Annotated in this window: 22 protein-coding genes; 11 read left to right on the forward strand and 11 right to left on the reverse strand. The window is 68.5% G+C overall.

Annotation, left to right across the window (positions count from 1 at the left end):
* Positions 1-19 precede the first annotated feature (19 nt).
* The 4 genes from ABIC44_RS09320 to ABIC44_RS09335 form a co-directional block, all read right to left on the reverse strand.
* The gene (locus tag ABIC44_RS09320; RefSeq protein ID WP_354295054.1) at positions 20-1,297 is read right to left on the reverse strand and encodes an MFS transporter; all 1,278 of its coding nucleotides are present in this window, start codon (positions 1,295-1,297) and stop codon (positions 20-22) included.
* Positions 1,294-2,298 (reverse strand): carbon-nitrogen hydrolase family protein, encoded by a 1,005-nt coding sequence (locus tag ABIC44_RS09325; protein ID WP_354295055.1) that lies wholly within the window; start codon positions 2,296-2,298, stop codon positions 1,294-1,296. The genes ABIC44_RS09320 and ABIC44_RS09325 overlap by 4 nt, the downstream gene beginning before the upstream one ends.
* A gap of 115 nt (positions 2,299-2,413) precedes the next feature.
* On the reverse strand, positions 2,414-3,388 hold the full coding sequence (locus ABIC44_RS09330) for a DUF8021 domain-containing protein (protein ID WP_354295057.1): 975 nt from the start codon (positions 3,386-3,388) through the stop codon (positions 2,414-2,416).
* A 57-nt stretch (positions 3,389-3,445) separates the two neighbouring features.
* Complete coding sequence (locus tag ABIC44_RS09335) at positions 3,446-6,277, reverse strand: TonB-dependent receptor plug domain-containing protein (RefSeq protein ID WP_354295059.1); 2,832 nt, start codon at positions 6,275-6,277, stop codon at positions 3,446-3,448.
* Positions 6,278-6,583: 306 nt separating this feature from the next.
* On the opposite strand from ABIC44_RS09335, the gene ABIC44_RS09340 reads away from it, so the two are divergent.
* Entirely contained in the window at positions 6,584-7,528 is a 945-nt protein-coding gene (locus ABIC44_RS09340) for an AraC-like ligand-binding domain-containing protein (protein ID WP_309698294.1), read from the forward strand.
* 39 nt (positions 7,529-7,567) lie between these two features.
* Here ABIC44_RS09340 and ABIC44_RS09345 read toward each other — a convergent pair whose 3' ends face one another.
* Complete coding sequence (locus tag ABIC44_RS09345) at positions 7,568-8,443, reverse strand: helix-turn-helix domain-containing protein (RefSeq protein WP_354295060.1); 876 nt, start codon at positions 8,441-8,443, stop codon at positions 7,568-7,570.
* Positions 8,444-8,570: 127 nt separating this feature from the next.
* Between ABIC44_RS09345 and pobA the strand changes: the two genes are divergently transcribed.
* From pobA to ABIC44_RS09390, 9 genes are all read left to right on the forward strand, one after another.
* Entirely contained in the window at positions 8,571-9,758 is a 1,188-nt protein-coding gene (gene pobA, locus ABIC44_RS09350; protein WP_354295061.1) for a 4-hydroxybenzoate 3-monooxygenase, read from the forward strand.
* Positions 9,755-10,468 carry a CoA transferase subunit A gene (locus tag ABIC44_RS09355; RefSeq protein ID WP_354295062.1) on the forward strand — a complete coding sequence of 238 codons (714 nt, stop codon included), beginning with the start codon at positions 9,755-9,757 and terminating at the stop codon, positions 10,466-10,468. The genes pobA and ABIC44_RS09355 overlap by 4 nt, the downstream gene beginning before the upstream one ends.
* Positions 10,465-11,103: a 3-oxoacid CoA-transferase subunit B gene (locus tag ABIC44_RS09360; protein ID WP_354295064.1), complete on the forward strand. Its 639-nt coding sequence runs from the start codon at positions 10,465-10,467 to the stop codon at positions 11,101-11,103. The genes ABIC44_RS09355 and ABIC44_RS09360 overlap by 4 nt, the downstream gene beginning before the upstream one ends.
* Entirely contained in the window at positions 11,100-11,807 is a 708-nt protein-coding gene (pcaH, locus tag ABIC44_RS09365) for a protocatechuate 3,4-dioxygenase subunit beta (RefSeq protein ID WP_354295065.1), read from the forward strand. The genes ABIC44_RS09360 and pcaH overlap by 4 nt, the downstream gene beginning before the upstream one ends.
* Entirely contained in the window at positions 11,797-12,492 is a 696-nt protein-coding gene (gene pcaG / locus ABIC44_RS09370) for a protocatechuate 3,4-dioxygenase subunit alpha (protein WP_354295066.1), read from the forward strand. Before pcaH ends, pcaG begins: the two co-directional genes overlap by 11 nt.
* Positions 12,489-13,631: a lyase family protein gene (locus ABIC44_RS09375; protein ID WP_354295068.1), complete on the forward strand. Its 1,143-nt coding sequence runs from the start codon at positions 12,489-12,491 to the stop codon at positions 13,629-13,631. The genes pcaG and ABIC44_RS09375 overlap by 4 nt, the downstream gene beginning before the upstream one ends.
* A 1-nt stretch (position 13,632) precedes the next feature.
* Entirely contained in the window at positions 13,633-14,814 is a 1,182-nt protein-coding gene (gene pcaDC / locus ABIC44_RS09380) for a bifunctional 3-oxoadipate enol-lactonase/4-carboxymuconolactone decarboxylase PcaDC (RefSeq protein WP_354295069.1), read from the forward strand.
* On the forward strand, positions 14,814-16,016 hold the full coding sequence (gene pcaF / locus ABIC44_RS09385) for a 3-oxoadipyl-CoA thiolase (RefSeq protein ID WP_354295070.1): 1,203 nt from the start codon (positions 14,814-14,816) through the stop codon (positions 16,014-16,016). The genes pcaDC and pcaF overlap by 1 nt, the downstream gene beginning before the upstream one ends.
* A 73-nt stretch (positions 16,017-16,089) precedes the next feature.
* On the forward strand, positions 16,090-17,040 hold the full coding sequence (locus ABIC44_RS09390) for a carbon-nitrogen hydrolase family protein (protein ID WP_354295072.1): 951 nt from the start codon (positions 16,090-16,092) through the stop codon (positions 17,038-17,040).
* Positions 17,041-17,117: 77 nt separating this feature from the next.
* Here ABIC44_RS09390 and ABIC44_RS09395 read toward each other — a convergent pair whose 3' ends face one another.
* Complete coding sequence (locus ABIC44_RS09395) at positions 17,118-17,726, reverse strand: NAD(P)-dependent oxidoreductase (RefSeq protein ID WP_354295073.1); 609 nt, start codon at positions 17,724-17,726, stop codon at positions 17,118-17,120.
* Between the two features lie 24 nt (positions 17,727-17,750).
* Positions 17,751-18,425 carry a DsbA family protein gene (locus ABIC44_RS09400; protein ID WP_354295075.1) on the reverse strand — a complete coding sequence of 225 codons (675 nt, stop codon included), beginning with the start codon at positions 18,423-18,425 and terminating at the stop codon, positions 17,751-17,753.
* Between the two features lie 124 nt (positions 18,426-18,549).
* Between ABIC44_RS09400 and ABIC44_RS09405 the strand changes: the two genes are divergently transcribed.
* Entirely contained in the window at positions 18,550-19,449 is a 900-nt protein-coding gene (locus ABIC44_RS09405; protein ID WP_354295077.1) for a LysR family transcriptional regulator, read from the forward strand.
* 6 nt (positions 19,450-19,455) lie between these two features.
* Here ABIC44_RS09405 and ABIC44_RS09410 read toward each other — a convergent pair whose 3' ends face one another.
* From ABIC44_RS09410 to cydB, 4 genes are all read right to left on the reverse strand, one after another.
* On the reverse strand, positions 19,456-20,496 hold the full coding sequence (locus ABIC44_RS09410) for a fatty acid desaturase family protein (protein ID WP_354295079.1): 1,041 nt from the start codon (positions 20,494-20,496) through the stop codon (positions 19,456-19,458).
* A complete protein-coding gene (locus ABIC44_RS09415; RefSeq protein ID WP_354295080.1) occupies positions 20,489-21,121 on the reverse strand; it encodes a 2-dehydro-3-deoxy-6-phosphogalactonate aldolase in 633 nt (210 codons plus the stop codon). Before ABIC44_RS09415 ends, ABIC44_RS09410 begins: the two co-directional genes overlap by 8 nt.
* A 75-nt stretch (positions 21,122-21,196) precedes the next feature.
* On the reverse strand, positions 21,197-21,319 hold the full coding sequence (locus ABIC44_RS09420; protein ID WP_309694150.1) for a DUF2474 domain-containing protein: 123 nt from the start codon (positions 21,317-21,319) through the stop codon (positions 21,197-21,199).
* Entirely contained in the window at positions 21,319-22,326 is a 1,008-nt protein-coding gene (gene cydB, locus ABIC44_RS09425) for a cytochrome d ubiquinol oxidase subunit II (RefSeq protein WP_309703970.1), read from the reverse strand. Before cydB ends, ABIC44_RS09420 begins: the two co-directional genes overlap by 1 nt.
* Position 22,327 lies beyond the last annotated feature (1 nt).

Below are 22,327 nucleotides of genomic sequence, written 5' to 3' on the forward strand. Positions count from 1 at the left end.
GCCGGTCGCGGGCCGGGCCTCAAACGGCGATGGCGGGCGTTTCGGGACGGGCCGCCCCATGGCCGCGCCGCGGCGCGGTTTCGATCAGGGCAACGCTGGCGACCGCGCCCAGGACCAGAACGCCCGACACGGTGAGCAGCGTCGTCGGCAGCCCGGTGGTGACGGCGATCCGCCCGGCGATGCTCGGCGCGATGCCGCCGCCGAAAATCTCGCCCAGCCCCACCACCAATCCCATCGCGGTCGAGGACAGCGTATAGGGCACGGCCTCGCCCGCCACGGGCCCCGCGAGCAGCGCGTTCGCGCCACAGCAGCAAAAGGCGGCGAGGAACAGCAGCGCGAACAGCGGCAGCGGCGTGTGCGCGGTCAGCACCAGCGCGGCGAGCGCCGCCGCCCCGCCGAGGAACGCGGCGACGAGTGCGGGACGGCGACCGATCACGTCCGATATGCCGCACAGCGCGATCTGCCCGACGAAACCGCCAAAGCCCAGGCCCGACATCACCAGCCCCATTTGCGGGCCGTTCAGTCGCACCACGTCGGTCAGGAACACCGGCGTCATCGCGCCGAGGACGAAGATCCCGCTCATCGAGCAGAAGATCGCCGGGATGGCGACCCGGACGTTGCGCCGCGCCAGCACGTCGCGCCACGATGCGCGGGGGGCGGGATCGGCCGTCACGGCGGGGCGGGCCGCGCGGGGAGGATCGCGCAGCACCACGAACATCGCGCCCGCCAGCACGAGGCCGGGCACCGCGACGATCTGGAACACGGCGCGCCACGACGGGACGATCGCGACCAGCTGCGTCGCGATGATGGGGCCGAGCGCCAGCCCGAACAGCGCGAACGCCCCCTGGATGATGCCGAGGTTGAGGCCGCGCCGCGCCGGGCGCGACGCATCCAGCGCGGCGGCGTAGCTCGCGGGACAATAGGCCCCCTCCGCGACGCCCATGGCCAGCCTTGCGACCATCAGCATCGCCAGGCTGCCCGCCAGTCCGCTGACCCCCGACAGCAGCGAGAAGCCGATCACCGAGGCGATCACGATCCGGCGACGCCCGATGCGGTCGGCCAGATTGCCCATCAGGATCGCGAACACGCCCCAGGACAGGCCGACCGCCGCGGCCAGGTTGCCGAGGTCCTGATAATCCAGCTTCAGGTCGCGCATGATCTGCGGCGCGAGCGGCATCACCAGCCAACGATCGAGCCCGACCAGCCCGAACCCCAAGGCGAGCAGCGCGATCGCGCGAAACTCATAGCGGCGGTCGCCGCTCAGGGCGCCGCCATCGGCGGTGGGGGAGGGGGTCATAGCGCCTCCCATGTGCCAGCGTCGGGCAGCGCCGCGCCGAACGGCTCCACCGGGCGGCGCGGCCGGGCGTTCAGCAGCAACCGCGTCGCATCGGCGCGGCAATAATGGCCGGTCGGATCGAGTGCGCTCTTGGCATGGACGATCGCGTCGAAATCGGCATCGGCATAGAGCAGCCCTTCCTCGTCCTCCGGCATCGGCTCGGTCAGCGAGCGGCCGTCGGGGCCGAAGATCATGGAATTGCCCCCGCCCTGCACCGCACCGGCCGCGTTGAGCAGCGCCACCTTGTCGGGCGTGTCGCACAACATGTCATAGACATCGGGCGACATCACGCCGGTCGCATGAAGGACGAAGCAGCCCCCCTCCAGCGCATAGACGCGGCTGGCGGCCAGGTTCGCCTCCGCGCTCAGACCATAGGCGATGCCCTTGTAGAGCGTGAAGGACGGCCAGGAGGCGACATGGATCTGTTCGCCCTGCGCATAGAGGGCGAACTTGCTCAGCGGCTGGACATGCTCGGCGCAGCATAGGGCGCCCAGGCGACCGATGGCGGTGTCGACGACCTTCAGGTCGGACCCGTCGCCCTCGCCGAACACGGTGCGCTCGACATGGGTCGGCTTCAGCTTGCGCCGGTTGAACACCGTCGTACCGGTGTCGTCGATCAGCATCTGGCTGATGTAGAGCGTGCTGTCGGCGCGCTCGACATAGCCGATGACGCAGTGGATGCCGTGCCGCGCGGCGGCCTCGCGGATGCGGCCCAGTTCGGGGCCGTCGGCGGCCAGGGCGTTGCGGTGGTAGCGCGGCAGGAACTGCGCGCCCCATGCCGGTGCGCCCAGCCATATCCACCAGGGATAACCCGGTATCCAGATTTCCGGAAAGGCGATCAGCTTCGCGCCGTTCGCCGCCGCCTGGGCGATCAGGCCGATGGCCTTGTCGGTGGACGCCTGCGCGTCGAGATAGACTGGCGCCGCCTGTACGACGGCGAGCCGAACCATGGGCTTCGTCAACGCACTCTTCCCCCTCGCTGATATGGAATGAAGGCTAGCGGCGGCATCGAACCGCGCTTGCCGCCTGCGGCCCGAAAAATGGCCCGGACCGGCATGGCGCGCCGCCGCATGCGGGCTATTTCGCGGCGGGCGAGGCCGCCCGCCGATAGGGATGAAGCTTTTCGTAGAACGGCCCCACCGGCCAGATCGAGCGCCGGTCCTTGGGCGTGATCATGAAGCATTCGATGTCGAGGATTCGGCCGTCGACGATCTTGAAGATCTCATAGATCACGAAGGTGAAGGGCGCATCGGCCCTGGGGCCGTTGTTGCTGCTGATGCCGGGCACCACGTCCAGATGGCTGATCCCGATGACCAGGCCGCGCGCGGTGTCGACGATCGGGAAGCGGCGTTCGCGGACCACCGGGATCCAGCCGAACTTGGTGACGCCGATGTCGCAACTGTCGGAGGTTATGACGTCGGGCCGGTTGGTATTGGTGGTCGGCGTCCCGTTTTCGGTCCTGTTGCAGTCGGGATGGAACGGCACGATCGTCGGATCATGCTCCTGGATCGACTGGAAATAGAGGTTGGCGATGCGCCGCAACTCAGCGGCGGGGACGCGTTCCTCCGGCGGCAGGACGTCGGACCAGATCGGCTTGGGGAAATGAACGCCGTCCGGATTGAACAGCAGGTCGTCCTTGCCAGCCGTCAGCTGCTCGACCTCGGTGATCCGGCCGCCCGCCACCTTCAATCGGGCGACGTACAGCGCCTGCCCGGCATCCTTGCGCCGGACGATTCCGAAGAAGATCGCCTGCCCGGCCTCGGGGTCGACGATCGTCGATCGGCCGGTGATGATCGTCGCGTCCTTCCACACGCCGTCGTCGAGCCGGCCGGGCCGGCCATTCTCATACACCATCGCGCCGGGGGCGAGGGGCAGGCGGGCGGCGTCATGCGCCTCCAGCGCCAGCAGATAGCGGTTCGTCATGTCGAGCAGGCACCCGCGATCGCAGCCCGAACGGGCGGCGGGCGCGGGGGATGCGGGCGTGCGGGGCGTGGCGGCAGCGGGTGTCGCCGCCGCCGCCACCGCCGCGATGGCCGGGAACCATGGTTTCATCGAATGATCCTCTCTGGCGGACAGGAAGGGGGCCGACGCGCGATCGGCCCCGATGCTTCAGAATTTGCCGCGAATGCCGAAGGTGACGTAGCGTCCGACGACGTCGTGCAGGCTCTGGTTGGCCGGATAGGACAGGCCCGGCAGCGCGCTGGCGTAGAGCGGGGCCTGTCGATCGAACAGGTTGCGCACGTTGACGAAGGGCGAGAACTGGCCGCCCGCGACGTCGTAGCTGATGTTCAGATCGGTGTAGAACACGTTCGGCATCCGGTTGGACGCGTCTGCGATCACATAGCTGGCCCGCGTCGAGCGGTCATAGCGGCCGATCCAGCGTTCCTGCACGTTCAGGTTGAAGCCGCCGTTCGCGTAGTTCACCGACAGGTTGCCCCGCCATTTGGGATAGCCCGCGCCGTTGCCGCCGACGGAGGTGTTCGCGGTGCCCGCCAGTTCCTCGGCCGGCTGCGTCGCGCTCGTCTGCAACCTCAGCACCGGCACATAGCTGGCGAAGGCGCGCAGGGCCAGTTGCCCCTGACCCACGCCGAAGGTGTAGGAGGATTCGAAATCGAACCCCCGCGTCCGCAGCGAGGCGCTGTTCAGCGGCGAGACCAGGATGGCCGTGGGGACGGTCGAGCCGGACGTGCGGACGATCAGGTTGCACACCGGGGCGTTTCCACCGCTGGCCTGGCAATCGTCATAGGCCTGTTGCGCGTCCTGTACGGTGATCGCATCGCGCAGCTTCAGGTCGAAATAGTCGATGGCGAGGCGCGCGCCGGGCAGCCAGGAGGGCGAATAGACGAAGCCCGCGCTGGTGGTCAGCCCCTTCTCGGGCTTGAGCGCGGCGTTGCCGCCGGAGATCGCCTGGGTGGGGAAATTGCCCACGCCGGGGATCGACAGGCCGAAGACGTTAATCGAGCGCGAGGCGAACAGGTCGTACAGGGTGGGCGCCCGGATGTCGCGCGAACGCGTCGCCCGGATGACCAGGTCGTCGACCGGCTGATAGACCAGGCCCGCCTTCCACGTCGTCACGCCGCCGCTGGTGCTATAGCCGGTATAGCGGACCGCGCCGTTCAGGTTGAGCGAGCGGCCGAGCGCGCTGTCCTTGGCCAGCGGAATGTCGACCTCGCCGAACACCTCCTTGACGTCGTAACGGCCCTTGGCGCTGCCGACGTTCGTGAAGCTGTGGCCGAGCGTCCCGCTGGGCACGAAACGGATGCCGGTGAAGTCGGTCGCCACGCCGGGATCGGAATTGCTGGTCTCGACCAGCGACTGGCGCCGATATTCGCCGCCGATCGCCACCGACACCGGCCCCGCCCATGACGAGAAGGGCGAACCCGAGATCGAGCCGCTGACCACGTCCAGTTCGTTGACGACGCGGTAGCGCGAATAGTCGTTGACATAGGCGACCGCCGCGGCCGACGGCGAACCCTCTCCGAACAGGTTGAGCGGAACGCAGCCCGGATACAGGCCGGGATTGGTGAGGCTGACCCGGCAGACGATATTGCCGCTGCCGTCCCTCACCGCGTCGAGCGCGGCGTAGAATTTCTGGTTGTTGACCTCCAGCCCCTTCACGTCGAGCTGGGTGCGGCCATGGGAATAGGCCAGGTTCCAGCGATAATCGCCGAAGCGCCCGTCGACGCCCGCCGTGACATTGTAGCTGCGGTTGAACGCGTCGGACACGCGCTGGCCCAGGTCGCGGCTGTAGCGCGACATCGTGATCGGCGCGCCGCCCGACGCGGCGGTGAGCTGCGCCTGTTGCTGCGCCGACAGGAAGGCGTTGGTCGGCGAGAACAGGATGCTGCCGAAATGGAAGTCGGAGCCGTAATAGCCGATATTGCGCGAGTCGGCGTAGCTGCCCTGGACGAAGGCGTTGACGCCCGGCGCGACGTCCATCGACAGGCGCGCAAAGGCCTGGTTGGTCTTCAGGCTGCCGGTCAGGCCCAGCTGATCGAAATAGGCCCCGTCGCCGCCGATATTGATCGACGGATTGCCCGTCGCCGTCCCCCCGTTGAACGCGGTCAGCGCGCCGCCCGGCTGGAAGGCGAGGCCCAGGGCTGGCAGCAATCCGCCGAACGACGAGAAGCTCAGCCGGGTGTTGGCTGCGGTGACATAGGGATTGGCGGCGGTCCCGGCACCCACCAGGCTGTAGAGATTGCCCGCATAGCGTCGGTCGTAGCGGCTGAAGATACCGGCCGAGTCGTAATGTTCGAAGCTCGCGATCAGGTGCGCCCGGTCGCCGAGCAGCCCCGTCCCGACCGCCACGCCCGCGCGCAGGCTGGGCGCGTCGCCACGCGTCGAGACGCCCTTTTGCAGCGTGTATTTGACGCCCGTGAATGTCTTGTCGAGGACATAGTTGACCACGCCGCTGACCGCGTCCGAACCATAGGTCGCCGACGCACCGGCGGTCACGACATCGACGCGCTGGACCAGCATCTGGGGCAGGGTGTTGACGTCGACGCTGCCGTCGAAGCTGGTCGGGGGCAGTCGCCGCCCGTCGAACAGGATCAGCGCGCGCGCGGGCCCGATGCCGCGCAGGTTCAGATAGTTGCCGTTGCTGGGCGTGTTGGCGTTGGTCTGGCCATAGCTGGTCTGGCTGACCGAATTGCTGAACTGCGGCAGCTGGTTGAGCCCGTCGGCGATGTTGCTGGGCGCGGCGCGGGTCAGTTCGCCCGCGCTCAGGACGGTCACGGGGCTGGGCGACTTGCTGCCGTCGCGCACCACGCGCGATCCGGTGACGACGATGTCCTTCTGCCCATCGGTGTCGTCGTTCGCCGGGCTGGCCTGGGCCTCGATCCCGGTGGCGGTCGTGGATGTCGCCTCCTGCGCTAGTGCCGCGTGCGGCAACGCCATCAGGGAAACACCGGCCAATAACATCGAACTATATTGCACGCGCATAACGCCCCCTTCCTATGAACCAGGACCTCCTGACGGCGCCGCTCGAGCCTCTTTCGGGCTGGATGTCGGCCTATGGTGCGAACCTGCAAAGCCCGACCCACAAGACGGATAGTCTGCGAGGACGATCGGAAAAACTTGTACGGGACGGCCTGTTTTCAGGTTTGGAGCGGCGCAGGACAGGGGCGGCATCGTCGCTGAGGGCCGGTCGGGGCTCTCGCGGTCGGGCCATGGAATAAGGGCTTGCGGCCGAACCGGTCCCTATGAGAGCATCGATCCCTTGAGCCCTCCGGCACACGAGGATGCATCGTGGACGTTGAAAGCATGAAGCGCAGGCAGGTCGATGCCGTCAGCTTTGCAGCTTGGCGGGAGACGGTGCGCGAGCAGATCGTCGATCTCGATTGCGCGCGCGCGGACGATGGCCCGTTCCACGCCTCGATCAGCAGTTGCGACCTGTTGGGAACCCGCATCGCCAAGGTCGCCGCCGGGCGCCACCATGTCTCGCGCGATCGCCGCCGGATCGCATCCGACCATGACGAATATGTTCTGCTGACCGTGCTGGTCGAGGGCCGGGTGACGATCTGCCAGGGCAGCCGCGAGGCGCGTCTTCAGGTCGGCGACATGGCGATCTACGACAGCACGCGGCCCTATGATTTCTTCGTGGAGGAACCCTTCGTCCAGACCGTCCTGCGGCTCAGCCGCAAGGACATGGCCCGCCAGATCCGCAGCCTGGACGATCTGACCGCTTGCCCCATCTCGGGCGCGCGGGGCACCGGACGGCTGGCGGCACGCTTTATCTGCGATCTCGAGGATCAGCTGGGCCATATCGATCCCCGCAGCGCGCCCGCGCTCCACGGTGCGCTGATCGACCTGGTCGGCGCGGCCTTCACCGAACAGACCTCCGACCGGCGCCCGCCGCTGCGCGAACAGCGACACGTGCTGATGACTCGTATCGTCCAGTTCGTCGACACGCATTTCTGCGAAGAGACGCTGACGTGCGAGCGCGTCGCGGAAACCTTCGGCTTGTCGGAACGCTATCTGCGCAAGCTGTTCGCGGAGAGCGAACGGTCGCTGTCGGAACGGATCTGGCACCTCCGGCTGGAAAAGGCCAAGCGCGACCTTCGCGGCAATCTGGCCTATCGGTCGTCCGTCACGTCGGTCGCCTATGATTGCGGGTTCAAGGATCCCGCGCATTTCAGCCGCGCCTTCAAGGAGAAATACGGCATGACCCCGCGCGATTACGCACGGGGCTGACTGCCACTCCGCCGGAATGGCCGATGCCGCGTCCGGGCGTCAGTCGCCCGCGGCCTTGCGATAGGCGCTGGGGGACACGCCCGCATGGCGGCTGAAGAAGCGGGTGAAATAGGCCGGGTCGGAAAAGCCGATCGCATAGCCGACCTCCGCCACCGACATATTGGTATAGAGAAGAGCGCGCTTGGCATCGAGCATGGCACGCTGGTCCAGCATCGCGGCGGGTGAAAGCGCCGCGACCCGCGCGCAGGCGACGCGCAGGCGGCTTTCGCTGGTCCCCAGCGCCTCGGCATAGTCGGCGATCGGCTCGCGCAGGCGGAAACGCTCGTCGATCCTCGCGCGGAAGCGGGCGACCAAGCTGTGGTGATGGCCGGGGATGGCGGGGGCATGGTCGCGCATCCTGTCGAGCGAGCGCAGCGTCTCGACCAGGATCGTCAGCAACGCGGCATCGACCGCCGCGCGGTGCCCCGGTCCCGACCATAGCAGCTCGCGCATCAGCGTCGCGATCTGCGCGCCGATCCGGTCGGCCGGCATATCGTCCGAACCGATGACGCCGGCCTGCTCGAAGACGGCGGCAAGCCCCGGATAGCGGCTGTCGAGCAGCGTCAGATGCCGGACCGACAAGGTCACGACCGCGCCCGCCGACTCATGATGCCAGTCGAAACCATGCACGATCCCCGCCGGTACGATCACCAGCGCGGGCGCACTGACGGCCAGGCTCTTCGTCTCGGCGCGCATGGTGCCGCCGCCTTCTTCGAGCAGGAAGAGCTGGACCAGATCGGCATGGGCGTGGGGCAGGATCGTCCATTCGTGGGGGCGCGAGCGGCTGTCCAGCCGTTCGGCATGGACGAAGCCCTCCTCCACCGCGCGGTGCGGTTCGCCATAGAGATAGAAGCTGGGAATGGCCGCGGACACCATCCGGCCATGCTATTGCGCGGCAACCGGATCGTCCAACTTTTTGCGCGCCCCGTCCATCGCACGCCGCCATCGCAAGGCGCATGATCGGCACAAGTCGGCGAACAGGCCGACAGTCGAGAGGATGGATATGAGGCACCGGACACAGGTGGCGATAATCGGGGCGGGACCGGCGGGCATGTTCCTGGCCCATCTGCTCCACGCCGAAGGGATCGACGCCGTCGTGATCGAACGACGCGACCGTTCCTATGTCGAGGGGCGGGTCCGCGCGGGCGTGCTGGAACAGGGGACGGTCGCGCTGATGCGGCGGCTGGGCCTGTCGGCGCGGCTGGAGCGCGAGGGGCTGGTCCATGGCGGCACCAATCTGGCGCTCGACGGCGAGGTCTTCCGCATCGACATGGCGGCGCTGACGGGCGGATCGACCGTCACCGTCTATGGCCAGCAGGAGGTGATGCGCGACCTGTTCGACGCCGCCGAGGATCGCGGCGTGTCGATCGTCTGGAACGCGGCGGACGTCGCCCTGTCCGGGCTGGACGGCGATCGGCCGAGCGTGACCTGGCGGCAGGATGGCGCGGAACACCGGCTCGATTGCGACTTCGTGGTCGGCTGCGACGGCTTTCACGGCATCAGCCGCGCGGCCATCCCGGCCGACGTCCTGCGGGTGTTCGAGCGGGTCTATCCCTTTGGCTGGCTGGGGGTGCTGGCCGATGTGCCGCCCGCCGATCACGAGCTGATCTATGCGAATCACGAACGCGGCTTCGCGCTGGCGTCGATGCGCTCGACGACGCGCAGCCGCTATTATGTCCAGTGCGCGCTGGACGAGGACCTGGCGCAATGGTCCGACGATCGCTTCTGGGACGAGCTTTGCGTCCGCCTCGGCCCGGACATGGCGGCCAGGGTGACGCGCGGACCCTGCTTCGAAAAGGCGATCGCGCCGCTCCGTTCCTTCGTCGCCGAGCCGATGCGCTGGGGGCGGCTGTTCCTGGCCGGGGACGCGGCGCATATCGTGCCGCCGACGGGGGCCAAGGGCATGAACCTGGCGGTGTCCGACGTGACGATGCTGGGTCGTGCGCTGACCGAACATTATCACGAACGGTCGGATGCGGGGATCGACCATTATTCGGCCCGTGCGCTGGCGCGGGTGTGGAAGGCGGAGCGCTTTTCCTGGTGGTTCACCTCGGTGACCCACCGTTTCCCGACCATGGATGGCTTCGACCGGCGCATCCAGATGGCCGAGCTGGACTATCTACGCGGTTCGCCCGCCGCGCAGCGGACGCTCGCCGAGAATTATGTTGGCCTGCCCCTGGAGATGGCATGAAGAGCAAGATCTATGACAGCCCGGCGGCGGCGCTGGCCGGGCTGCTGTTCGACGGCATGACGATCATGTCGGGCGGTTTCGGCCTGTCGGGCAATCCCGAGAGCCTGATCCCGGAGGTCCGCGCGAGCGGGGTGACGGGCCTGACCGTCATTTCCAACAATGCGGGCGCGGACGGGTTCGGCCTGTGGATGCTGCTGGAAAGCCGCCAGGTCGCCAAGATGATCTCGAGCTATGTCGGCGAGAACAAGCTGTTCGAGCAGCAATATCTGTCGGGCGAACTGGCACTGGAACTGAACCCGCAAGGCACGCTGGCCGAGCGTATCCGCGCTGGCGGTGCTGGTATCCCCGCCTTCTTCACCAAGACCGGCGTCGGTACGGTGGTGGCCGAGGGCAAGCCGGTCGAGACGTTCGACGGGCAGGACTATGTCCGCGAGACCTGGCTGCGCGCCGACCTGTCGATCATCAAGGCGTGGAAGGCGGACCCGGCGGGCAACCTCATGTTCCGCAAGACCGCGCGCAACTTCAACCCGAACATGGCGACCGCGGGCAAGGTGACCGTGGTCGAGGTGGAGGAGATCGTCGAAGCCGGCGCGCTCGACCCCGATTGCATCCACACGCCCGGCATCTTCGTCGACCGGATCGTCCGCTCGACCATCAACGAGAAGCGGATCGAGAAGCTGACGACCCGCGCACGGGAGGATGCGGCATGAGCTGGACCCGCGACGAGATGGCGGCGCGCGCCGCGCGCGAGCTGCAGGACGGATTCTACGTCAATCTGGGCATCGGCATTCCGACCCTGGTCGCCAACCATGTCCCCGCCGGGATCGACGTGACCTTGCAGTCGGAGAACGGACTGCTGGGCATCGGACCCTTTCCCTATGAGGGCGAGGCGGACCCCGACCTCATCAACGCGGGCAAGCAGACGGTGACGACGCTGCCGACTTCCAGCTTCTTTTCCAGCGCGGACAGTTTTGCGATGATCCGGGGCGGTCATATCGACATGGCGGTGCTGGGCGCGATGGAGGTGTCGGCGGGTGGCGACATCGCCAACTGGACGATTCCGGGCAAGATGGTGAAGGGCATGGGCGGCGCGATGGACCTGGTCGCGGGCGTCAAGCGCATCGTCGTGGTGATGGACCATGCCAGCAAGTCCGGCACCCCCAAGATCCTGCCCGAATGCACCCTGCCGCTGACCGGCAAGGCCTGTGTCGACCTGATCGTCACCGACCTGTGCGTGATGGCGTGCGACAAGCCGGGGCTGCGGCTGATCGAACTGGCGCCCGGCGTGACGCTGGACGAGGTGCGCGCCAAGACGGGTGCGCCCTTCGCGGAGCAGCCGGCATGATCGGCTATGGCAGGGACGATGCGGGCGCGCCGCCGCTGCTGGTGCCCGACTATCGCTCCACGGCGACGCGGGCGCCGCTTCGGCCGCCGATCGCGATCCCGCCGACTTTGACCGAGACGACGGGCCCCGGCGGCTGCTGGGACCGGCTGATGGGATCGGCGCTCGCCGATCTGACGAAGCAGCATAAGGCCGAGCCGCTGGGCCAGCGGATCATCGTCGCGGGCCGCGTGCTGGACGAACAGGGGCGCGCGGTGCCCGATACCGTGATGGAGATATGGCAGGCCAATGCCGCCGGACGCTATATCCATGCCAAGGACCAGTGGGACGCGCCGCACGACCCCAATTTCACCGGGGCGGGGCGGGTGGTGACCGATGCGGAGGGGCGTTATCGCTTCGTCACGGTTCGACCCGGCGCCTATCCCTGGGGCAATCACCGCAATGCCTGGCGGCCCGCGCATATTCATCTCTCGCTGCTCGGCCCCGCCTTTGCGACGCGGCTGGTGACGCAGCTCTATTTCCCCGACGATCCGCTGATCGAGATCGATCCGATCGCCAATGCGGTGCCCATGCCCTACCGCCAGCGGCTGGTCGCGCGGCTGGACATGGATGTGACCGAGCCCAACTGGGCGCTCGGCTATCGGTTCGACGTGGTGCTGAAGGGACGCGAGCAGACGCCCTTCGAGGAGGATCATCATGACCATTGATCCCGCCGACCTGCGCCCCCAGGCGCGCGCCGACAATCAGGATCCGGCGCTGTTCGGCCAGACGCCCAGCCAGACGGTCGGGCCGTTCTTCCATTACGGCCTGCCCTGGCGGGGCGGCGCGGACCTGGTCGGCCGGTCGGACATGGGCGCGCGGCCCGAACTGATGCCCGAGGCGCATTATGTGCTGAACCTGTCCTCGCCCACCGGCACGCCCGAGGGGCAGGTCATCGAGGTCACCGGGCGCGTGCTCGACGGACAGGGCGCCGTGGTGCCCGATGCGATGGTTGAAATCTGGCAGGCCAATGCGGCGGGTCGCTATCGCAGCAGGGACGATGCCCGGCAGGAGGTGCCGATCGATCCGCATTTCGTCGGCTTCGGCCGGTCCGCGACTGATGAGGAAGGTCGCTACCGCTTTCGTACGATCATGCCCGGCCGGGTGCCGGGACCGGCCAATGGCCTTCAGGCGCCGCATCTGGCGGTGTCGATCTTTGCGCGCGGGCTGCTCAGGCGGCTGGCCACCCGCATCTATTTCGAAGGGGCGGACGGCAACGACACCGATCCGGTCCTCGCGCTTGTCCCGCCGGAGCGTCGCGCCACGCTGATCGCGGTGCAGGGCGCGCCGGGCGTCTGGTCGCTCGACCTCGTCCTGCAGGGAGAACGCGAAACGGTGATGTTCGACCTGTGACCAGCCTGTTGCGCCTGCGCCCGGCCGCGACGCCGGAGATGATCGCGATATTCGACGACGCGGCGACCATCGCCCATGCCTGCGCCTTCGAGGTGGCCCTGGCACAGGCGCAGGCCGCCCATGGCCTGATCCCGGCAGCGGTGGCCGAGGCTATTGCCAAGGATGTCTCCCAGGTCCGGATCGACCCGGCCGTGCTGGCGGATGCGGCGGCCCTGGCGGGGACGCTGGCCATCCCGTTGGTCGAGCATCTGCGCGGCGTGCTGTCGGGCGAGGCGGGCAGGGCGCTGCATCGCGGCGCGACCAGCCAGGATGTGGCGGACAGCGTGATGATGATGCAGGTCCGCGCCGCGCTTCCCCTGGTCGCGCGCGATGGCCGCCGGGTGGTCGCGGCCCTGGCGGACCTCGCGGCGACGCATCGTGCGACCCCGGCGATCGGGCGCACCCTGCTACAGGACGCGATCCCGGTCGCCTTCGGCCTGCGGTTGGCGCAGGCTGCGGCGGGGATTGCCGAGGCGCTCGATCAACTGGAAGAGGCGGTGGCGCGCCACGCCATCATCCAGTTCGGCGGCGCGGCGGGGACGCGCGCCGGATCGGGCGGGCAGGGTGCGGCGGTCGCGGCGCATATGGCGCAGGCCCTGGGGCTGACGGCAGGGGCGCCCTGGCATGCGCGGCGGACGGGCGTGGCGTCGATCGGTGCGGCGATCGGCATCCTGATCGGGGCGCTGGGCAAGCTGGCGCGCGACGTGTCGCTATTGGCGCAGAACGGCGTCGGCGAGGCACGGGAGCCCGCGATCGCCGGACGCGGCGGCTCCTCGGCGATGGCGCATAAGCGCAATCCGACCGGCTGTCAGGTTGCGCTGTCCGCCGCGATCCGCGCGCCGGGCCTCGTCGCCGCGCTGTTGGCGGGGATGCCGCAGGAACAGGAACGCGGGCTCGGCGGCTGGCAGGCGGAAGGGCCGGTCCTGGCCGAGCTGTTCCTGCTCGCCTCGGGCAGCGCCGCCGCGATGGCGGTGGTGGCCGAGGGGCTGGAGATCGATCGCGCGGCGGTGGCGCGCAATCTGGCCAGCGCGGGCATGGGCGACGACCTGGGCGAAAGCGCGGCCATCATCGCCGAATTGCTGGGGTTCGAAGGGAACTGATATGGCGTTCACGACACGCGGCGGCACCCGCCTGCACTGGCGGCTGGAGGGCGCGGACGATCGTCCGGTGCTGGTGCTGCTCAACTCGATCGGTACGGATATCGGCCTTTGGGACCGGACCGTGCCGCTGCTGCTCCCCGCCTTTCGCCTGTTGCGCATCGATGCGCGCGGGCATGGCGGATCGGACGCGCCGGACGGTGACTATAGCCTGGCGATGCTGGCCGCCGATGTCGCCGCGATCATGGACGATGCGGGCGTCGGGACGGCGGCGGTGGCGGGCGTGTCGCTGGGCGGCATGGTCGCGATGCAACTGGCGCTCGACCATCCGGAACGGGTGTCGGCGCTGGCGCTGATCTGCACCTCGGCGACGATGGACCCGGCGGCGTGGCGCACGCGGATCGACACGGTGCGCACCCAGGGCACCGGCGCCATCGCCGAGATGGCGGTCGGGCGGTTCCTGTCGCCCGACTTCGCCGCCCAGCATCCCGACATCGCCGCGACGCTGCGCGACGGCATCGCGCGCCAGGCCGATACGGGTTATGCCGGGGCGGGCGCGGCGATCCGCGACATGGCGCTGATCGATCGGATCGGCTCGATCGCGGTGCCGACGCTGGTCGTTACCGCGATGCGCGACGTTTCCACGCCCTATGCCGGGCATGGCGAGCATCTGGTTGCGGCCATTCCGGGCGCGCGGCATGTCGGAGTCGACGGTGCGCATCTGCCACCGATCGAGGCTCCCGCCGCGCTGGCCACCGCGCTGCGCCGCTTCCTGACCGCTGACGACGTGGTCGAGGCGGCCAGCGATACGCTGTTCGAGGCGGGGCTGGTCAATCGCCGCCGGGTGCTGGGCGATGCATGGGTCGAACGCAGCCTGGCCAGGCGCACGCCCCTGACCGCCGATTTTCAGGCGATGATCACCCGGATCGCCTGGGGCGAGATATGGGGGCGGCCGGGGCTGGACGATCGCACCCGCCGCCTGATCGTGCTGGCGATCACCTGCGCACTGGGGCGTTGGGAGGAATTCGCGCTGCATGTGCGCGCCGGGCTGACCCAGGGCGGCTTCACGCGCGACGAGCTGAAGGAAGTGCTGATGCAGGCCGCCATCTATGCGGGCGTACCCGCCGCCAATACCGGCTTTGCCGAGGCGCAGAAGATAATCGACATGCTGGAACAGGACGCCTGATGCCCGACGCTTATATCTGCGATGCGATCCGCACCCCCATCGGCAAGCTGAACGGCGCGCTGGCGGGCGTTCGGGCCGACGACCTTGCCGCCATTCCGCTGCGTGCGCTGATGGAGCGTAACCGCCACGTCGACTGGCAGGATGTGGATGACGTGCTGCTGGGGTGCGCCAATCAGGCGGGCGAGGACAATCGCAACGTCGCGCGCATGGCGGTGCTGCTCGCCGGTCTGCCGGAGGTGGTGCCGGGCGGAACGGTCAACCGGCTGTGCGGGTCGGGGCTGAACGCGGTCGGCATCGCGGCGCAGGCGATCCGCAGCGGCGATGCCGAACTGACGATTGCGGGCGGGGTCGAGAGCATGACCCGTGCGCCCTATGTGCTGGGCAAGGCGGCGGGCCCCTTCGACCGGGCCCAGCAGATCGAGGACACGACGCTCGGCTGGCGCTTCGTCAATCCGGCGATGAAGGCGGCGTATGGTGTCGACACCATGCCGCAGACGGCGGAAAACGTCGCCGACCAATGGCGGATCGGTCGCGAGGACCAGGACGCCTTCGCGCTTGCCAGCCAGCAAAAGGCGGCGGCGGCGATCGCGAGCGGTCGCATGGCCGTGGAGATCGTGCCCGTCACCATCCCCCAGCGAAAGGGGGAGCCGATCGTCGTCACGCAGGACGAACATCCCCGCGCCACCAGCCTGGAGGCGCTGGGGAAGCTGAAACCCGTCGTCCGCGCCGACGGCACGGTGACGGCGGGCAACGCCTCGGGCCTCAACGACGGCGCGGCGGCGATGCTGGTCGCCTCGGAAGCGGCGGCGGCCCGCCATGGCCTGACGCCGCGCGCGCGTATCCTGGGGCTGGCATCGGCGGGTATCGCGCCCCGGATCATGGGGGCGGGGCCGATCGAGGCCGCGCGCAAGCTGTGTCGGAATACGGGCATCGGCCTGGACCAGCTCGACGTCATCGAACTCAACGAAGCCTTTGCCGCGCAGGCGATCGCGACCTTGCGCGACCTGGCCATCGCGCCTGACGACCCGCGTGTGAACCGCAATGGCGGCGCGATCGCGCTCGGCCATCCGCTCGGCATGTCGGGGGCGCGCATCGCGATGACGGCGGTCGAGGAGCTGCATCGCACCGGCGGCCGCTATGCCATGGCCTTCATGTGCATCGGCGTGGGGCAGGGGATCGCCCTGATGATCGAGCGAGTCTGATCGAGTATAGGACATCGGCCCAGGGCAGTGATGGTCCCGTTTTGAAGAACACCGAACGACAGAGGATCATAGCGTGCGTCAACATCGCGTCGCCGTCGTGCAGGCTGGAACGACCCTGTTCGACACCCCCCATACGCTGGAGCGGATGTCCGCCCATTGCGAGGCCGCCAGGCGTGACGGCGTCGAACTCGCGGTATTTCCGGAAGCCTATATCGGCGGCTATCCCAAGGGCCTGGACTTCGGCGCGCGCATCGGCTCGCGCACGGTCGAGGGCCGGGAGGATTATCTGCGCTACTGGCGCGCGGCGATCGAGATTGACGGGCCGGAAGTCCGTACGATCGGCGGCTTCGCGGCCGATATGAAGGCGAATCTGGTGACCGGCGTGATCGAGCGCGACGGCGCCACGCTCTATTGCACCGCGCTGTTCTTCGGGCGCGATGGGGCGCTGATCGGCAAGCATCGCAAGCTGATGCCGACCGCCAGCGAACGGCTGGTCTGGGGGCAGGGCGACGGATCGACGATCCCGGTCCTCCAGACGCCGGTCGGCCGGATCGGCTCGGCGATCTGCTGGGAGAATTACATGCCGCTGTTGCGCCAGTCGATGTACGCGCGCGGCGTCGAAATCTGGTGTGCGCCGACGGTGGACGAGCGTGACATCTGGCAGGCGTCGATGCGCCACATCGCCTATGAGGGGCGCATGTTCCTGCTCAGCGCGTGCCAATATATGACCCGCGCCGACGCACCTGCGGACTATGCCGCATTCGCCGGGGAGGATGCGACGGCGGAACTGATCAAGGGTGGCAGCATCATCGTCAATCCGATGGGCGAGATCGTGGCGGGGCCGCTTCACGGCCGCGAAGGCGTGCTGGCCGCGACGATCGACTTGGATGACGTCGTGCGCGGTCGATATGATCTCGACGTGGCCGGTCACTATTCCCGGCCGGATGTGTTCGCGCTGCGTGTCGATGCAACGCCCCGGTCGGCGCTCTCCGTGGAAGCGGAGGACGGCGCTCCGCCCGCATGAGGCTTGGCGATGCCCTCCTTCCCTCGCCCCTCGCAGAGGGGAGAGGGAAGGAGGGCATCGCCGAATGTCGATCGGCCTTAGTAGCCGACGGTGAAACGCCGCCGGATATGGGCCGGAACCTCGAGTTCGTCGACGAGCGCGATCGCATAATCCTCGAACGAGATGCTGCTGCCGTTCGCGTTGGTCAGGAGCGCGTCGCCGCCGAGCCGGAACGTCCCGGTCCGCTCGCCGGGGGCGAAGACCGCCGAGGGCGACAGGAACGTCCAGTCGAGATCCGTCTCACCCCGCAGCTTGTCGAGAAAGGCCGCCCCGGCCAGCGCCTCGTCGCGATAGGCGGCGGGGAAATCGGGGCTGTCGATCAGGCGCTGGCCCGGCGCGACCTCCAGACTGCCCGCGCCGCCGACGACCAGATAGCGGCGCACGCCGGATGCCTTCACCGCATCGATCAGTGCGTCGGGGCCGCTGGCGAGGAAATGGACCGAGCTGATGACCGCGTCATGGCCGCGCAGCACGTCCGCCAGCGCCGCGCCGTCGTGCAGGTCGACACCGACCGCGCGGACACCGGGAGCGGTCGCGATCCTGGCGGTGTCGCGTGCGATCGCGGTCACCATGTGATTGCGGCGGACGAGTTCGGCAAGGATGCGCGAACCGGCATTGCCGGATGCGCCGATCAAGGCGATGTTCATGATGTTACGTCCCTTCTTGTGAAATTACGCCGCGCGGTCCAGCGCGGCCAGAGCGGTGAGCAGGCGATCGCCGCCCGCATAGAGATCGTCCCCGCGAACGATGACGTGCCGACCGCCGACGATCGCGACCAGTTGCGGCACCCCGCTGATCCGCAGCGCCGCCATCGCCCGCTGCGTCTCGTCGATCCGCGCGTCGGTCCGGGCATGCAGGTCCGCGTCATCGCGCAGGCGATCGGCCAGCGCCGCGGCGTCGAGCGCGATCCCCGCCTGGCCCGCCACCGATGCGGCGACCCGCGCCACCACCATCGCATCCGACGTATCCTCTCCCCCGACATAGCGAGCGATCTGCGCCTGATGCAGGAAGCGTGGCTCCAGGCCATGCTGCCACTCGCCCAGCGCCACCAGCGCATGGGTCAGAGCAGAGGAATCGAACACGCCGCCGGGCGCCTGGAGGACGCGCTGGTGATAGGCTTCGCTGAACGGCTGGCCCGTCATGCTCGCGATGCGCTGGTCGTTGTGCCAGGCATGATCCGCGATCGACGCGGTCGGCCGGGGCGCGGCGAACAGGCCGGAGGGCATCATGTCCAGCCGGTCGCCCGCCTGCTCGGCGAGCGCGGCGAGGGCAGGCGCGCTGGCATAGCACCAGCCGCACAGCGGATCGAAGAAATAGCGGAACTGCATGTCGCCTATGCCGGTCATGGTCATCGTCCTGTGGCTCGGCAGCAAGGGGCTGCCCTGTCGATGACCGAGATAGGCGGTTCGATGACCTGGATAAATCGGTACAAATCATACACACTGTAAGTCCAAATAGGACAATCATGCGATGGACGCCCCCAATCTCAATCGCCTCCGCTATTTCACCGCGACGGTGGAGACGGGCTCCTTCACCCGCGCGGCGGAGCGGCTGGGCGTCGCCAAGACGGTCGTCAGCCATCAGGTCGCCCGTCTGGAGGAGGAATTGCGTGTCGCGCTGCTCAAGCGTACCACGCGCAAGCTGCACCTGACCGACGCCGGACGGCGCTTCCACGAACGCGCGATGGCGATCCTGCGCGATGCGGACGATGCGTTCGCCGAGGCGGCGCAGGGGGTGGAGACGCCGACCGGCACGCTGACGGTGACGGCGCCCAGCGATTATGGCCGGGCGGTGGTCGCGCCCGCCATGGCGGCGTTCCTCGCGCGCTTTCCGGCCGTCCGGGCCGAGGTGACGTTCGACGACGCCGTCCTCGATCTGATCGATGCGGAGGTCGATGTCGCCATCCGGCTCGGCTGGTTGCCGGACAGCGGATTGCAGATGCGTCGGCTGGGCAGCTTTCGCCAGTTGCTGGTCTGCACGCCCGATATGGCGCGCCGCGCTGCGGATGCCCTGTCGCCGGACGCGCTTGGGGCGATGCCGTGGATCGGCAACCGCCTGCTGCGTCATCCGCTCGACTGGACATTTTCCCGCGAGGGGGAGGAGCGTCGCTGCACCGGGTCGCCCGTGGTCATGGCCGACAAGACACCCGCCACCCATGCCTGTGTCCTGGCCGGGTGCGGATTGGCCGTGCTGCCGGACTTCGTGGTCGCGGCGGACCTGGCGGCGGGGCGGCTCGTCCATCTGCTCCCCCAATGGTCGCTGCCGGACGGGGGCGTCCATGCGGTCTTCCCCGAGGCGCGTTTCCGTTCGGCGCGGGTGCGGCATTTCATCGACGTGCTCGCGGACATCGAGCGCAGGCGATCGGCCTAGCCCGGCTCAGCGGCCTGCGGCGCGGAAAATGGCGCGCAGCGGCGCCAGCATGTTGCGATGGTCGACACGCGCGCGTTCGGGCCTTCGCCCCAGCCGGGCCGACAGCCGCCGATGCGCCGTGCCGAGCGCGTGATAGGGCACCGACGGCAACAGATGATGCAGCGCGTGATAGCGGAGACCGACCGGCGCCCAGAGCGCAGGCAGCAGCGCGGGCGGCGGCACATTGACCGAATCCAGATATTGCGCGGTCAGGCTCATCGGCGTGCCCGCCTCATTCTCCCACAGATGCGCGACGAGCGTGCGCAACTGGTTGATGCCCGCCAGGCCCGAGCCGAGGAGGAGCGCCAGCCCCGCCTGTGTCACGCCGACGCTTCCGGTGGCGACCAGCAGGATGACCGCGACGGCCCATGCGCCGGCCGCGATTTCGAGGCGGAGCCATTCGCGACGCGCCTGTCCTTGCGGCTCCGTCCGGCGAAAGGCCGGGTTGATCGCCAGCGCGGAATAGCGGGCGACGGTCGCCCGGCGCAGGCGGGCGCTGCCGATGCCGAGCGGCGCCAGCAGGCCGAAGCGGATCAGCAGGCCCAGCGGGGCCAACCCCGCCGCCATGAGGAAGAGGACCAGATGCTGCGGTCGCATCGACGCCAGCGGCAGATATTCCGGGTCGCGCGTCGTGCCATAGATGGTTCGGGCATGATGCCGGACATGGACGTCGTCATAGAGGAAGGACGGGGTCAGCAACGGAATGCCGAACAGGAGATTCCAGGCGGCGGCGAACCCCGGAAGCTGCGACCGGCGGAGATGCGCCAGTTCGTGGATGAAGCTGAGCCCGCGATAAAAGGCGAGCATGGCGACCAGGCCCAGGACGATCGTCGCGCCGCCGAGCGGAAGCCGCATCATGCCCGCAAGGCTGGCATAGGCCACCATGGCGGTCAGCAGCAGGTCGGCCCAGTAGATGCGCGGATCGGGCCGCATGAGGTCGCGGCCGATCGCGGCGGCGGCCGCCAGCAATTCGCGATCCTCGGGGCACTGCGCCGTCGGGTCATCCATGAAGCGTCTTCCAGCGCGATACGAAGGCGGCCGCGCGGACGGCAACATCCCCGGCCGTGTCGCCGGGGCGGTAGAGCGCGCCGCCCAGCCCGAAACCATCGGCACCGGCCGCGACATAACGGGCAAGGTCCTCGGGCTCGATGCCGCCCGTCGGACAGAGCGGAACGCCGGGGCCGATCACCGTCCGGAACGCCTTCACCGCGCTCGGCGGGATCATCTCCGCCGGATAGAGTTTCAGCCCGTCGGCCCCGGCATCCAGCGCCGCGAACGCCTCGGTGGGCGTGGCGACACCGGGCAGGGTGACGAGCCCGCGCGCGCAGGCGGCGGCGATCAGCGCGGGATCGCAATGAGGCGTGACCATCAGGCGGCCCCCCGCCTCGATCAGCCGGTCGAGCTGGTCGACCCTGCGCACGGTCCCCGCGCCGATGATCGCGCTTTGTCCCCATCGCCCGGCCAGACGCGCGATGCTGTCGAACGGATCGGGCGAGGTGAGCGGCACCTCGATCAACCGGAAGCCCGCCTCGACAAGCACGTCGCCGACCGCCTCGACCTCCGCTGGCGTGATCCCGCGCAGGATCGCGACCAAGGGAAGGTCCGCCATGATCTCGGAAAAAAGCGTCTTCATGCCGCCGCCTCCATGTCGATGGTCGGCCAAATCGTATCGCCGGTCATGTCGTTCTCTCCGTCGCAGCGTTCGGTGTCAGGGGAGGAGCCAGTGGCGGATGATGCTGGCGACGATGCCGAGCGTCAGCACGCTCGCCAGCCAGATCGCGGCCATCCAGCCGAGGCGGCGCCACAGCGGCGCGGGGGGCTGGCCGACCATCAGTGATAGCCTTCCGTGACGGTCTTCCCGCGAAACACATAATAGGCCCATGCCGTGTAGGTGATGATGATCGGCAGGATGAAGACGGTGCCGACCAGCATGAAGATCTGGCTCTTCTCCGGCGCGGCCGTGTCCCAGATGGTCAGCGCCCGGGGCACGATATAGGGGAACATGCTGATCCCCAGGCCGACAAAGCCCAGCGCGAACAGGATGAGCGTGACCAGGAAGGGCAACGTCTCGCGCCCGCGCTTCAGGCTCCAGAAGAAGATGAAGCCGAAGACGATCGTGGCCAGCGGCACCTGCGCGGTGAAGAGGACACCCGGCATCCGGAACCAGCGATGCCAATAGTCGATCGCCAGGAACGGCGTCGCGGCACTGACCGCCGCCATCGCGACGAGCGTGGCGATGCCGAGGCGGAACGCCATGCGGCGCGCATGGTCCTGAACGTCGCCATGCGTCTTGCCGATCAGCCAGCTCGCGCCCAGCAAGGCGTAACCCGCCAGCAGCGCGACGCCGGTCAACAGGCTGAACGGCGACAACCAGTCGAACGAACCGCCCGCATAGGCCCGGCCCGCGACCCGGATGCCCTGCAACACCGCGCCCAGCATCACGCCCTGGGCCAGCGTCGCCACCACCGAACCGCCGCAAAAGGCGATGTCCCAAAAGGCCCGGTGCCGGGGGTCGCGCCAACGAAACTCGAAGGCGACGCCGCGAAAGATCAGGCCGAGCACCATCGCGATGACGAGCGGATAGGTGGCGGGCAGGATGATCGCATAGGCCAGGGGAAAGGCCGCCATCAGGCCGCCGCCGCCCAGCACCAGCCAGGTCTCGTTCCCGTCCCAGACCGGCGCGATCGAATTCATCGCCTGATCGCGCTCTTCGCCGACTTTCAGCGTCGGAAACAGGATGCCGATGCCCAGGTCGAAGCCGTCCATGACGACATAGGCGAACACGGCGAAGGCGATGATGAACGCCCAGATGGTGGCGAGATCATAATCGTAGAACATC

Source organism: Sphingomonas sp. 1185 (genome assembly GCF_040544655.1).
Classification (GTDB): domain Bacteria; phylum Pseudomonadota; class Alphaproteobacteria; order Sphingomonadales; family Sphingomonadaceae; genus Sphingomonas.

Excerpts from the sequence above, each read along its gene's own strand:
- pcaDC (WP_354295069.1), top strand. The coding sequence starts at position 13,633 with ATGGCGTTCACGACACGCGGCGGCACCCGCCTGCACTGGCGGCTGGAG.
- ABIC44_RS09360 (WP_354295064.1), top strand. The coding sequence starts at position 10,465 with ATGAGCTGGACCCGCGACGAGATGGCGGCGCGCGCCGCGCGCGAGCTG.
- pcaF (WP_354295070.1), top strand. The coding sequence starts at position 14,814 with ATGCCCGACGCTTATATCTGCGATGCGATCCGCACCCCCATCGGCAAG.
- ABIC44_RS09335 (WP_354295059.1), bottom strand. The coding sequence starts at position 6,277 with ATGCGCGTGCAATATAGTTCGATGTTATTGGCCGGTGTTTCCCTGATG.
- ABIC44_RS09345 (WP_354295060.1), bottom strand. The coding sequence starts at position 8,443 with ATGGTGTCCGCGGCCATTCCCAGCTTCTATCTCTATGGCGAACCGCAC.
- cydB (WP_309703970.1), bottom strand. The coding sequence starts at position 22,326 with ATGTTCTACGATTATGATCTCGCCACCATCTGGGCGTTCATCATCGCC.
- ABIC44_RS09420 (WP_309694150.1), bottom strand. The coding sequence starts at position 21,319 with ATGGTCGGCCAGCCCCCCGCGCCGCTGTGGCGCCGCCTCGGCTGGATG.
- ABIC44_RS09400 (WP_354295075.1), bottom strand. The coding sequence starts at position 18,425 with ATGACCGGCATAGGCGACATGCAGTTCCGCTATTTCTTCGATCCGCTG.
- ABIC44_RS09330 (WP_354295057.1), bottom strand. The coding sequence starts at position 3,388 with ATGAAACCATGGTTCCCGGCCATCGCGGCGGTGGCGGCGGCGGCGACA.
- pobA (WP_354295061.1), top strand. The coding sequence starts at position 8,571 with ATGAGGCACCGGACACAGGTGGCGATAATCGGGGCGGGACCGGCGGGC.
- ABIC44_RS09405 (WP_354295077.1), top strand. The coding sequence starts at position 18,550 with ATGGACGCCCCCAATCTCAATCGCCTCCGCTATTTCACCGCGACGGTG.
- pcaG (WP_354295066.1), top strand. The coding sequence starts at position 11,797 with ATGACCATTGATCCCGCCGACCTGCGCCCCCAGGCGCGCGCCGACAAT.
- ABIC44_RS09410 (WP_354295079.1), bottom strand. The coding sequence starts at position 20,496 with ATGGATGACCCGACGGCGCAGTGCCCCGAGGATCGCGAATTGCTGGCG.
- ABIC44_RS09395 (WP_354295073.1), bottom strand. The coding sequence starts at position 17,726 with ATGAACATCGCCTTGATCGGCGCATCCGGCAATGCCGGTTCGCGCATC.
- ABIC44_RS09320 (WP_354295054.1), bottom strand. The coding sequence starts at position 1,297 with ATGACCCCCTCCCCCACCGCCGATGGCGGCGCCCTGAGCGGCGACCGC.
- ABIC44_RS09415 (WP_354295080.1), bottom strand. The coding sequence starts at position 21,121 with ATGAAGACGCTTTTTTCCGAGATCATGGCGGACCTTCCCTTGGTCGCG.
- pcaH (WP_354295065.1), top strand. The coding sequence starts at position 11,100 with ATGATCGGCTATGGCAGGGACGATGCGGGCGCGCCGCCGCTGCTGGTG.
- ABIC44_RS09355 (WP_354295062.1), top strand. The coding sequence starts at position 9,755 with ATGAAGAGCAAGATCTATGACAGCCCGGCGGCGGCGCTGGCCGGGCTG.